9 protein-coding genes are annotated in these 12,739 nt (G+C 50.3%); 4 read left to right on the top strand and 5 right to left on the bottom strand.

Annotated features, from left to right (window positions below):
• Position 1: 1 nt before the first annotated feature.
• Positions 2-814, bottom strand: coding sequence for a YdcF family protein (locus DES37_RS05675; protein WP_110025150.1), 813 nt, complete (start codon positions 812-814; stop codon positions 2-4).
• A 391-nt stretch (positions 815-1,205) separates the two neighbouring features.
• Between DES37_RS05675 and DES37_RS05670 the strand changes: the two genes are divergently transcribed.
• Positions 1,206-2,528, top strand: a complete 1,323-nt coding sequence (locus DES37_RS05670; RefSeq protein WP_110025149.1) for an MFS transporter — start codon at positions 1,206-1,208, stop codon at positions 2,526-2,528.
• 159 nt (positions 2,529-2,687) lie between these two features.
• Positions 2,688-3,347 (top strand): O-methyltransferase, encoded by a 660-nt coding sequence (locus tag DES37_RS05665; RefSeq protein ID WP_110025148.1) that lies wholly within the window; start codon positions 2,688-2,690, stop codon positions 3,345-3,347.
• Positions 3,348-3,503: 156 nt separating this feature from the next.
• Here the strand turns inward: DES37_RS05665 and hrpA are convergent, their stop codons facing one another.
• A complete protein-coding gene (hrpA, locus tag DES37_RS05655) occupies positions 3,504-7,397 on the bottom strand; it encodes an ATP-dependent RNA helicase HrpA (RefSeq protein WP_110025316.1) in 3,894 nt (1,297 codons plus the stop codon).
• A 208-nt stretch (positions 7,398-7,605) separates the two neighbouring features.
• Between hrpA and DES37_RS05650 the strand changes: the two genes are divergently transcribed.
• Positions 7,606-8,205 carry an FMN-dependent NADH-azoreductase gene (locus DES37_RS05650; RefSeq protein ID WP_036112947.1) on the top strand — a complete coding sequence of 200 codons (600 nt, stop codon included), beginning with the start codon at positions 7,606-7,608 and terminating at the stop codon, positions 8,203-8,205.
• A gap of 101 nt (positions 8,206-8,306) precedes the next feature.
• On the opposite strand, the gene DES37_RS05645 is transcribed toward DES37_RS05650, so the two are convergent.
• The 3 genes from DES37_RS05645 to DES37_RS05635 are packed head-to-tail and all read right to left on the bottom strand — an operon-like array spanning position 8,307 to position 11,441.
• Positions 8,307-8,576, bottom strand: a complete 270-nt coding sequence (locus DES37_RS05645) for a YdbL family probable chaperone protein (protein ID WP_072006995.1) — start codon at positions 8,574-8,576, stop codon at positions 8,307-8,309.
• A gap of 46 nt (positions 8,577-8,622) precedes the next feature.
• Complete coding sequence (locus DES37_RS05640; RefSeq protein ID WP_036112943.1) at positions 8,623-8,811, bottom strand: YnbE family lipoprotein; 189 nt, start codon at positions 8,809-8,811, stop codon at positions 8,623-8,625.
• A complete protein-coding gene (locus tag DES37_RS05635; RefSeq protein WP_110025146.1) occupies positions 8,808-11,441 on the bottom strand; it encodes a YdbH family protein in 2,634 nt (877 codons plus the stop codon). The genes DES37_RS05640 and DES37_RS05635 overlap by 4 nt, the downstream gene beginning before the upstream one ends.
• A gap of 213 nt (positions 11,442-11,654) precedes the next feature.
• Here DES37_RS05635 and DES37_RS05630 point away from each other — a divergent pair, with 213 nt between their 5' ends.
• A complete protein-coding gene (locus tag DES37_RS05630; protein WP_036112937.1) occupies positions 11,655-12,644 on the top strand; it encodes a 2-hydroxyacid dehydrogenase in 990 nt (329 codons plus the stop codon).
• Positions 12,645-12,739: the final 95 nt, after the last annotated feature.

The following is a 12,739-nucleotide window of genomic DNA, read 5'->3' as shown; positions in this document are numbered from 1 at the left end:
GCTATGCAAGTTTGCGTGCAGCAAGCATGCCCCGCAGAGGCTCGCAGGCAGATAAACGTTGCCACGCTAGCATGATTTCTTCAGGCAGAGGCACATGGGCAATAAAACCTTTACCTGCGGGCCCATAGCCATTGTTGTCATCATACAGGCGTGGCAGTTCCCCCATGGTCAGCTCAATAAAACGGTGAACCGGCCATAAGCCTGTGGCTTCATTTTCAAATGCAATATCTTCGCATTGGCCGGTTAACCTGGGCACAAACCCTGGCGATGACACACAGTCTGGCAGGATGGAAACCTGGTTTTTCAGGCGGGCAAATGTAGCCATTGTACGCCGTTGCATGGTTGGGTCCTGAACCACAACCAGTTGCTGTGGTGCCAGGCCGCGTAATTGCATTAAACGCCACGAAAAATCAACATTTTCACCGCAGTTGGTCGCCTCACATTCGAGTAATATTTGCTCGGGCGGCAGGCCAGCAACGGTGGCTGCCATTTCACCAATCACTGATGCTTCGGTACGCCCGCCAGTATGAATGTGCTGGTAGCAAGAGCTTTGCTGCACCGCCTGATATAACCACCCCGTAGAATGGCCGACACCACCGGTTATCAGCAAGAGTGCCTGTAATTCACGGGCCTGATGAAAAGCATGCTCAATAACTGGCAATACAGCATTGCCAGCCAGTACAACTATTGAAGAACGTGATCTATCAATATCAGTATCCCGCTGGGCAAGCCAGTTACTGACCAGGTTAAGGTCTTCAACCATATTGTAATTTTTGCCATGTGCTGCCATAACGCTGCCTGAAGATGCTTCCAATGATTCTCTCCTGCGCTGTTTGTCCCGGTAATGAGGACGATGAATTATTCGGCATAACCGATCACTTCACCCCAAAACCATGCTTGTGCCATCTTATTCTTTTTACGAGTAAAAAAGCCAGAATCCTCCAAAAAATACCAGGTTGCACCTGGATCAACCCCTGATTTTTAATTCTTTTTAAGAATTTAGTTACCTGCTGACACATTTAAACAAAATTTATCGCCACTGTTTTTCACTTTCTCACTGAAATTAACATTCAGATAACTTGATTAATCATTTTTACATACCTAATTTGCTAAAGCGTTAACAAATATTTCACACAGAGTCGCACCGGGCTAAACAGGCCAGTGGTTGTACTTTGTATTACTTCATTCACGTGGCGAGGATGTTTATGGTTACACATGAAAGCAGCACCACGATTTTACGGAAAAACAAAAAGGTGCTGATTGCCAGCCTGACTGGTAGCGCAATTGAATGGTTCGATTATTTTCTTTATGGCACGGCAGCCGCACTGGTATTTAACAAATTATTCTTTCCCATGGTGGATCCCGTTATCGGGATGATGCTTGCCTGGTTGTCTTTCTCACTCACCTTCTTCATTCGCCCAATTGGCGGCGTAGTGTTTGCACATATTGGCGACCGAATCGGGCGCAAAAAGACGCTGGTACTGACCCTTTCTCTTATGGGAGGTGCCACGGTAATGATTGGTTTACTGCCGGACTACAACAGTATTGGTTTGTGGGCTCCAGCCTTACTGATTTTATTGCGGATTATTCAGGGAATGGGTATTGGTGGTGAATGGGGTGGCGCATTGTTACTGGCCTACGAATACGCACCTGCATCGCGTAAAGGTTTCTTTGGCAGTATTCCTCAGGCTGGGGTCACCATTGGCATGTTGATGGCGACATTCATGGTATCTCTGATGACCTTATTCAGCGAAGAGCAATTTCTGGCGTGGGGATGGCGAATTCCGTTTATTTTAAGTGCCGTACTGGTGCTGTTGGGGCTTTGGATCCGGAAAGATATTGATGAGACACCTGATTTCAAAGCAGTCAAACAGTCAGGGAAACTTAGTAAGACCCCATTACGTGAAACACTGAAATACCACTGGAGACAAGTGTTAATCGCTGCCGGGTTGAAGGTAGTGGAAACGGCACCATTTTATATTTTTTCAACGTTTGTGGTTAGCTATGCCACCGGCATTCTTACCTATGAAAAATCCCAGACACTGGAAGCCGTCACACTCGGGGCATTAGTCGCCACAGTGATGATTCCGTTGATGGGTTTGCTTTCGGACAAAATTGGCCGGGCGCGCATGTATACCGTCAGCGTTATCATGTTGGGAATTTTTATTGTGCCCTGGTTTATGTTGCTCAATACCCACACCACCTGGGGTATTGTGGTTGCTACGGTAATTGCGTTCGGTATTTTGTGGGCGCCGGTCACGGCAGTGCTCGGCACACTGTGCTCAGAGATTTTTGACGCAAATGTGCGTTATACGGGGATTACGCTGGGGTACCAACTTGGTGCGGCACTGGCAGGTGGCACTGCGCCACTCATAGCCACCGCGCTTCTCGCGCAATCAGGCGGTGACTGGCAGCCTGTCGCTATTTACCTGGGCATTACCGTGCTTATTTCACTGGTCGCCATTTATGCTGCCACCCGCTCCAGGCATTGCGGAGCTCTGCATACAGAACCAGAGTCGCTATCTTAGCTGCCGTGCCGCCACTGCGCGGCGCGTGGTTAAAATGCCAGGGCATCGTAGCTGGTTGCAGACTCAGCCTGGATGGTAATTACGATGTCACTGTTCTTCATTATTTTTATGTATAGTGGTTGTTGAATTTTTGTTAGGTTAATCCCTGCGAGGTGAACAATGCAAGAACAGTGGTCAGCTGTAGATAACTGGTTAATGTCAGCGTTACTGCCGCAAGATGAGATACTGGAACGGGTGTTGAAAAATAACCAACAGGCAGGCCTGCCTGCCATTGACGTTTCCCCAGCCCAGGGACAATTTCTTGCGATGCTGATTACTATTTCTGGTGCACAACGTGTTCTGGAAATCGGCACTCTGGGTGGCTACAGTGCTATCTGGATGGCAAGAGCATTACCTGAAGGCGGTAAAATTGTCAGCCTCGAATTTGACCCGCACCACGGGCGTATTGCACAACAGAATATTGATTTAGCCGGTGTTACTGGCAAAACAGAAATTATCATTGGCCCGGCGCTGGAGTCGCTGCCGAATCTGGCTCAGCAACCGCCATTTGATTTTATTTTTATAGACGCAGACAAGCGCAACAACCCGGCCTATTTAGACTGGGCACTACGGCTGTCGCGCCCTGGCACACTGATTTTTGGCGACAACGTGGTGCGCAACGGCGCAATTACCGATGCACAACACCCCGATCCCCATGTTCAGGGTATACAGGCATTTTTGCAGGACGCAGGGCAATCGGGAAGATTAACCGCCACGGCTCTACAAACCACAGGGATCAAGGGATGGGATGGTTTTATGCTGGCGCGGGTTAACCATTAAGCAGGCTGCATACTGGCAGGGCTACTGAACCGCTCAGTAGCCCTGTAGTTAGTAACGGAGTGGTTAGTAACGGAGTGGTTAGTAACGGTGCCGTTAATCACGGTATCGTTAGTACCTGTTTTCAGATACCTGTATTGCAATACCTCAGGTAACCAGTTATTCCGTTATGGCATCCATCGCCTGGAGAATCCGTTTATCAGATACCGGAAAAGGCGTGCCCAGTTGCTGGGCAAAATAACTCACCCGTAGCTCTTCTATCATCCAGCGAATTGCCAGCACATCTTCGTCTTCACGGCGGTTGGCAGGTAATTTGTTGAGCCATTTCACCCACGCCTGCTGCACCTGGTCCACTTTCAGCATTTGCGCCCGGTCACGATGCGGGTCAATGGCCAGTTTTTCGAGGCGCTTTTCGATAGCCTGTAAATAGCGCAGTGTATCGCCCAGTCGGTTATAACCGTTTTGTGTAACAAACCCACGGTAAACCAGCCCTGACAACTGCGATTTCACATCGGAAAGAGCCAGTGCCATGGTCATATCCACCCGCCCTTTCAGGCGCTTGTTGACAGCGAAAACGGCCGTCAGGATCTGCTCAACCTGGCTTGCGATATCCACCACCTGGTCATTTAATTCCGCACGCACTTTTTCATGCAACGCCTGGAACCCCGCGTCATCCCAAACCGGCCCTCCGGCATCTGCAACCAGCTTGTCTACACCACAGGCAATGCAGTCGTCGATTAAATCCAGCACCTTACCGTAAGGGTTAAAATAGAGCCCAAGTTTGGCTTTATTGGGCAATTTTTCATGCAGGTATTTAATGGGCGATGGGATATTGAGTAGCAGTAAACGCCGCAGCCCCAGGCGCATAGCCTGCTGTTGTTCATGGGGGTTATCAAACAAACGAATGGCAACACTGTCTTTGTCATCCACCAGTGCTGGCCATGCTTTTACCCGGTAGTTACCGCGTTTTTGCTCGTAACTTTCAGGTAAAGCGCCAAAGCTCCAGACATGCAGGCCACTTTGCTCAATGCCATCATCAGCAACCGCAGACAGCGTTTCCTGAACTTTTGCTTTCAGAGTTTCTTTGAGTGCATCTAAATCCCGGCCTTCACGCAGTTTCTGGTTTTTGTCATCAACCACACGGAAAGTCATTTTCAGGTGATCGGGAACCTGTTCCCAGTGCCACGACTCGCGGTCAACAGTGACACCGGTCATTTTGCGTAACTCACGCTCCAGGCTGTCGAGTAATGGTTGCTGGCCATCGGTGCGGCCCAAAAATGCCTCGGCATAGTTCGGCGCAGGGACAAAATGACGGCGTACTGGCTTAGGCAAGGATTTAATCAATGCAATAACCAGTTCACGCCGCAACCCGGGGATTTGCCACTCAAACCCGGCGGGCGAAACCTGGTTAAGCAGTGGTAACGGGATATGCACTGTCACACCATCGGCATCATTACCCGGTTCAAACTGGTAAGTCAGGCGTAGTTTCAGTGCACCCTGATGCCAGAAGTTCGGGTAATCAAGCTTGCTGACCTGCCCGGCACCTTCTTTGATCAGCATGCCTTTTTCGAAGCTGAGCAAATCAGGCGACGCTTTACTGGCTTGTTTCCACCAGGAGTCGAAGTGGCGTGCAGAGATAGCTTCGTGGCTGATACGCTGATCATAGAAATCAAACAGTGTGTCGTCGTCTACCAGAATGTCGCGGCGGCGGGATTTATGCTCCAGTTCTTCCACTTCCGCACGCAGTTTCTGGTTTTCACGAAAGAAACTGTGCCTGGTTTGCCAGTCGCCTTCCACTAGCGCGTGGCGGATAAACAACTCACGGCATAATACCGGGTCAATCGGGCTGTAATTAACCGGCCGGGCAGCAACAACAGGTAAGCCAAACAGAGTGACTTTTTCTGTTGCCATAACGGCACCCTGTGCCCGTGACCAGTGCGGTTCACTCCAACTGCGTTTAATCAAATGCTGTGCCAGCGGCTCAACCCACTCTGGCTCAATCTTTGCGGCAATTCTGCCCCATAAGCGGCTGGTTTCAACCAGTTCGGCCACCATTACCCAGCGCGGCGGTTTTTTAAATAACCCGGAGCCCGGGAAAATAGCAAAGCGGGCATTACGAGCACCAGTAAACTCCTGCTTTTCGGCATCCTTCATGCCAAGGTGAGATAACAGGCCGGTAAGTAACGCGGTATGTACGGCACGGTAATCACCCGGTTCGCTGTTGACCGGTAAGCGGAAAGTTTTAACTACCTGGCGTAACTGGGTATAGATATCCTGCCACTCTCTTACCCGCAGGTAATTGAGGTATTCAGCACGGCACAGGCGGCGGAACTGGCTGGATGAAAGCGCACGTTGCTGCTCACCCAGGTAATTCCACAGATTTACCCAGGCCATAAAATCCGATTCTTTATCATGGAAACGGCGATGTTTTTCATCTGACGCCTGCTGTTTCTCTACCGGACGCTCGCGCGGGTCCTGAATAGATAAGGCCGATGTGATTATCATCATTTCGCGCACACAGCCTTGTTTCGCACCTTCCAGAACCATACGCGCCAGACGCGGGTCTACAGGTAACTGTGCCAGTTGGCGGCCTTCTGCTGTCAGCCGCCAGCCATCCCCTTGCTTATTGTGGGTAATAGCACTGAGTTCTTCCAGTAACCGCACGCCGTCCTGAATGTTGCGTTTATCCGGCGCCTCAACAAAGGGAAAAGCTGCAATGTCACCAAGCCCCAACGAAGTCATCTGCAATATGACTGAGGCCAGATTGGTGCGCAGGATTTCCGGGTCGGTAAACTCAGGGCGCGAGAGAAAATCGTCCTCACTGTACAGACGAATACAGATCCCTTCAGATACACGCCCACAACGGCCTTTCCGCTGGTTAGCTGAAGCCTGAGAGATGGGTTCAATGGGCAGGCGCTGAACTTTGGTACGGTAACTGTAGCGGCTGATACGCGCAGTACCCGGATCAATCACATATTTAATGCCCGGCACTGTCAGTGATGTTTCTGCCACGTTGGTTGCCAGTACAATGCGCCGCCCGGTATGAGACTGGAATACCCGGTTCTGTTCACTGTTAGACAAACGGGCATACAACGGCAGAATTTCTGTGTGCGGCAAGTCCAGTTTATTAAGACCGTCTGCAGTATCACGGATTTCCCGTTCACCACTCATAAAAATAAGAATGTCACCCGGGCTTTCACGGCCCAGTTCATCCACTGCATCAAAAATTGCCTGCAGTTGGTCACGTTCGGTGTCGTCTTCTGTATCCACAATCGGGCGGTAACGCACTTCAACCGGGTAAGTGCGCCCGGAAACCTCAATAATGGGCGCATTATTGAAATGGTGCGAAAAGCGTTCCGGGTCAATGGTTGCCGAGGTGATAATAACTTTTAAGTCCGGGCGGCGAGGCAGTAACTCTTTTAAGTAACCCAACAAGAAATCGATGTTCAGGCTGCGTTCGTGGGCTTCATCAATAATTAATGTGTCGTACTGCATCAGCATGCGGTCTTGCTGAATTTCCGCCAGCAAAATACCGTCGGTCATCAGTTTGACATGCGTCTGTTCGCTCACCTGGTCGGTAAACCGCACCTTGTATCCAACGCACCCACCGGGTTCAGTGTTGAGCTCTTCCGCAATGCGGTTGGCAACAGTTCGCGCTGCCAGGCGCCGTGGCTGAGTATGGCCAATCAGGCCTTTCACACCCCGCCCTAATTCCATACAGATCTTAGGTAACTGGGTTGTTTTCCCGGAACCGGTTTCCCCGGCTACAATGACGACCTGGTTATCGCGCACTGCTTCAAAAATAGCCGCTTTCTTTTGGCTGACTGGCAGGTTTTCCGGGTAGGTTATCTCCGGGCGGCTTGCCAGGCGTTGTAACACACGCTCCTGAGCCTGGTTCATCTCTTCAGCGAGCGTAGTCAGAATGGCTTCGCGGGATTCCGGACGGGTCTTTTTAACCCCATGCAGACGGCGAGAAAACGCCTGGCGGTCACGCAACATCAAGTTATCAAGCTGCGCAAATAACGCATTCAAAGTTATAGTTTTATTGTCCATATATTCTGTATCGACGCGGCCCGTTGCAGGTTTGCCGGGCCCAATAACAAGCATGCCTTCAGGGTAACACATTCAGCAGCAATACGCCTTGTTCAAAAAATTCGAACATACAGTTCGATTAATTGCACTATCTCTGCCAGCCATTTGTAAATAGAGTGAGATGATTCCGCGCGTTTACGCGCCCACTCGTATCAAAAAGGAAGTATGAATGAGCAAAGTGCTTGTTTTGAAGAACAGTATTCTGGCCGGTTTTTCCCAGTCCAACCTGTTGATTGACCACCTGACCACTCAGTGGCAGGAAAAACACAGTGCCGATACCATTACGGTACGTGACCTGGCGACTGATACTGTGCCGGTACTTGATGGTGAGTTAGTAGGCGCGTTACGCCCCAGTGAAGCTCCGCTTACCCCACGCCAGCAGGATGCCCTGAACCTGTCTGATACGCTGATCAATGAACTTAAAGCACACGATGTGATTGTTATTGCCGCACCGATGTATAACTTCAACATCACGACTCAGCTTAAGAACTACATCGATTTTATTGCTCGCGCAGGCGTAACTTTCCGCTATACCGAAAACGGCCCGGAAGGTTTGCTGACCGGTAAACGCGCAATTGTCGTGACTACCCGTGGTGGTATCCATAAAGATTCCCCGACCGACCTTATCACCCCTTACCTGAAATTGTTCCTCGGGTTTATTGGCATTACTGAAGTTGATTTTATTTACGAAGAAGGTGTGGGTTACGGCCCGGAGGTTCTGGCTAAAGCTCAGGCTGAAGCCAAAGCCGCCATTGATGCACTGGTGTAATATTTATACCCGTTCATAAATTAGCTTTATAAATGCAAAAAGGGAAAAGACTTCTTTTCCCTTTTTTGCTCTTTGCTGTATGGCTTCGGGCCGGGTATGTATTAGTGCTTTTGTACCCACAGGCCATTTACGCCCCGCACATATTCACCTGGTTTTGCTCTTTCAACCAGTTTGCTGCCAGCCAGGCGGGCGACATCATCCTGCGGAACATTGTTTTGAGCAGCCAGTTGCCGGTAGCTCTCTGCCCGCGCCTGGTTAATTTTGGCCACCAGGGCTGTTGTTTCGCGGTCATTGCTGCGCGCGGCGATATACCCACTGAAGGTTTCGCCCACTTTACCTTGTTCACGAGCCTGTTGCAGTGTCAGCGCCATTACCGGCGTGCTTAACACTAACAGTACCAGCCCTGGTATGGCTCGCTTAAAACAGGTCGCTGCGGTTTTTAAGGAGTGTTTCCACGTCCTTGTCCACCTTGATATGGATCTCATGTTCAATTTTCACGTTCATATTGATAGTAATTGGCGCTTCAGGGGCAGCCAGCTCAATTCTTGGGGTACAGCCAGCCAGCATCACTGCCAGAACAGGCAACCAGAAAGCCTGTTGTTTCATTGTTTCTCCTTACATTGATGGCTGCCAGTGCAGCGCTGTTCAGTCAATTGTGCATTTTGCTCCAGCCATGACTCCAGATTGTCGGCAAAACGCAAACTTCGCCACAGCGTAAAAATATTCTCTTCATGGTGGTAATTCAGGTTAACTTTCGCTGATTTACCTTCACTATAGCTGGTGCCCTGAACCTGGGTTGATAACCGCAGCACGCCCAGGTTATCGACATTGATATTGCTCCATGAATGGTTAATTTCCATATAGCGCAGCCAGTTTATCGCCGGGCCAGCCGTTACGTTGTCACGCACTATTGCATCGGCCATATCTTTGTCGAGCCGGAAAGTGAGCGGCCCGGGGTTGGTCAACCAGCCATCTTTCACAATCCACTGCGGATTATTCAGCCACAGTGGCAACCCGCCACTGATACGGCCTGAGACCGCTAACTGTTTGGCATGTACCGCCGTGAGAAGTTCACTGGAAGACAGATTATTAAGGCGCAACAACGCGGCGTCATGCTGTGGCAGGCGTAACTGGCGCATCTCAATTTTGCCGCCCAGCACTTCAACACTGACATTGCTCAGTTGCAACGGATGGCTGTCGTCCCATGGGACCCAGCCCTGTAAATCCGCATTTAAATGGGTTGCCGTAAACTGGCTGGACACCTTGCCTACCTGCAAACGCACCGGGCCACGGGTCCCCAGGTGCCATACCCCCTGAGAGAAACGGAAAGGTAAGGTGAAGTTAACATCGCTGATTTCGTTATCAGGCAGTTGTGCTGCGCCTTTACGGATAACGCCATGCCCACCGGCTTCAAAACCCTGGCTGACAGCCGCAGAAAACGCAACCTGGGCCGCAAGGCCACCATCAGTGAGGTGTAACTTCATATCCGGAGGAATAAGTGACTGGAAATGAGACAACCCCTGTACTGGCCACCACGCTTTACCCCGCAAACGCGTACCATCCCAGCGAGAATAGACCGTGACAGGCCCCAGTTTCCCGGCTACCAGTTCGCCACGCAGATTAAACGCGTCAGGGTTTTGCCCCATTAGCTGGAAGGTGAAACTTGCCGGGTCAAGATAGCTGCCGTTACTAAACGTTGTTTTCCCCGTTTCGAGCGCCAGTTTCCCGGCAAAAGCTGGCAACTGTGGGTTACGTTGCCAGCTCAAAGGTTCACTCAGCGTCAGGCGAGGTTTGGATACTGTCATGCTGCCATAATGCAACTGGTCAAAACCTGTGGAGAGCGTATTCAGGGTAATCAGGCTGTCATGCCATTCACCTTCGCCCTGTACATCCCAGCGCGCCTGCATAGGGTCAAACACGCCGTTACCCCAGTAACGCCAGCGCCAGCGGCCATTGTCTGGCAAAAAGTCATTCGCCACACCATCCAGGTGAATAACAAATGCACCCAACTGGTTTTCATGGGCTTTCAGAATTGCCTGTAACCTGCCAGCAACGCCATTGCGAGTCAGTTGTACACCAGCAAGTGGCAGACGGACATCATCGATATCCAGAGAATCAACCAGCCTGCCACGAGAGCGCAGCAGCGCACCGGGCAGGAAATGCAACACAGAAGATTGCAACGGGCCACTCAGCATTACAGGCAACCCCACATAGAAAATCATGTTGTCCTGTTTTATTTCACCTGTGAGGCGTGCGGGCAGCGCACTGTCAACCAGACTCAGTTTACCCGGCCCCAAAGTCATTACCAGGTTCCCTTTCCCGGCATCCCCTTCAGTGAGTGCATTAAGGCGCCCGGATACCACCGCCTGCTCAGGGCCGCCAGACCAGTTGTCTATAGTCAGGTAAATTTGCCCTCTTGCCTTGCGGTTATATTCACTCCACTGCCACTGGCCATGTTCAATACTTATTTGTTGGGGTGACACTTTCCACGGTAGGACCAACAGTGGTTGTTTACCCGGCACGGATGCCCGAATTTCTCCATGGTTTCCCTGCCAGTGAAATTCGGCCAGCACGGGTTCAGGCAAATCCGGCACAACAAAGTGGGCATACAATTCACCCTGTTCTGGCAAACCATCTGGCACTAAATTTAGTGAAACTGCGCCCTGTAAAGTGACCGGCTTGTCCTGCCCTGGCACAACAACCGCCATATCACTGATAGTTAGCGATTGCCCGGCGAGCCGGGCATGTAATTTGAGCTTATCGCCCTGCCAGGATAGCAGTTGACGCTCAGAAGAAACCGAAAGATGTACCTGCCCACCGTATTGCTGCCAGGGCACAACGTTGACATGTTTTATCCACAGGTCGCCTCTGGGCAACAATTGCTGTATCCGGGTTAATGTTTGTGGCGGTTCACTCCCTGGTTGTGCAGGCAAACCGGCAGCACACTGCGGGTCTGCCGTCAGAGAATTTGCTGAAAGACGCCAGTATTGGGGGTGTGAAAGTTGTAACTGGCTGACATCAACCAATGTACAGTCTCCCACTTTGAGCTGGAGACCAGGCAAGGTTAGCTGGCGTAAAGTGATTTTGGGTTCAGCGGTTAAGACCAGTTGCATACCTGTTGGCAGCCACAAACGGGCAAGCGCAGGGAGCCACACTTGTACGCTCGCAAACAGCACAAATGGCAGCAAGGCAACCAGCAAAGCCAGTGTAATAATTATCTTATAAGAACCCTTCATGGGTAGCCGCCGTCCTTCTTCGCCAGGTAAATCTGTCGCCAGTTGGTACCCGGTTATTTTTACATGATTGGGCAGTGCTTTAAACCCTGTCGTCGGCCAGTTGCTGGCTGACCTGGCTTAACATGGAAATATCTTAATTAAACCACTTTTAACTATTTGTTTAACTTATTAAATGGTGACAGAATTTATATAAACTTCGATTGGAGAAACCCGATGAAACTTGCGGTCTACAGTACCAAACAGTATGACAAAAAATACATAGAGCATGTGAACAAGGATTTCGGTTTCGGACTGGAATTCTACGACTTTCTCCTGACCGAAAAAACGGCAAAAACTGCAGTTGGGTGTGATGGCGTGTGCATCTTCGTTAATGATGATGGCAGCCGCCCGGTTCTTGAGGAACTGAAAAGTCTGGGTGTCAAATTTATCGCCTTGCGTTGTGCGGGCTTTAATAATGTTGACCTCGATGCCGCAAAAGAACTTGGGCTTGCTGTTGTACGTGTGCCGGCTTATTCACCGGAAGCGGTTGCTGAGCATGCCATTGGCCTGATGATGAGCCTTAATCGCCGTATCCACCGTGCGTATCAGCGTACCCGCGATGCCAACTTCTCCCTGGAAGGCCTCACAGGTACTACTTTGTTCGGCAAAACAGCGGGCGTGATTGGCACTGGGAAAATTGGCGTTGCTATGCTGCGCATTTTGAAAGGCTTTGGTATGCGCCTGCTGGCGTTTGACCCATACCCTAATGCGGCAGCACTGGATATGGGTGTGGAATATGTGGATTTGCAAACACTGTATTCCCAGTCCGATGTAATTTCTCTGCACTGCCCGCTTACGCCCGAAAACTACCATTTATTAAACCACAGTGCTTTCGACCAAATGAAAAATGGTGTGATGATTATAAACACCAGTCGTGGCGGGTTAATTGACTCACAAGCGGCAATTGATGCACTGAAAACACAGAAAATTGGTGCGCTGGGCATGGATGTTTATGAGAATGAACGCGATCTGTTCTTCGAAGATAAATCCAATGATGTCATCCAGGATGATGTCTTCCGCCGTCTTTCTGCATGCCACAATGTGTTGTTTACCGGGCATCAGGCGTTTTTGACCGCTGAAGCATTAATCAGCATTGCGGAAACAACCTTGAATAATCTTAAACAACTGGAAGCGGGCGAATCCTGCACCAATCAGATTGCCTGATTTGCTACACTAAGTCTGTTGCCGGATAGTTAGCTGTTGCTGGCAGCGTAACAGCAGTACGTATACGTTGCCGGCATACCTTATCCTGTGAATAA

It is taken from the genome of Mangrovibacter plantisponsor, assembly GCF_003182475.1.
GTDB classification, from domain to species: domain Bacteria; phylum Pseudomonadota; class Gammaproteobacteria; order Enterobacterales; family Enterobacteriaceae; genus Mangrovibacter; species Mangrovibacter plantisponsor.
The sequence above is the reverse complement of the archived record's forward strand: the minus strand, read 5'-3'. Positions and strand labels throughout refer to the sequence as shown.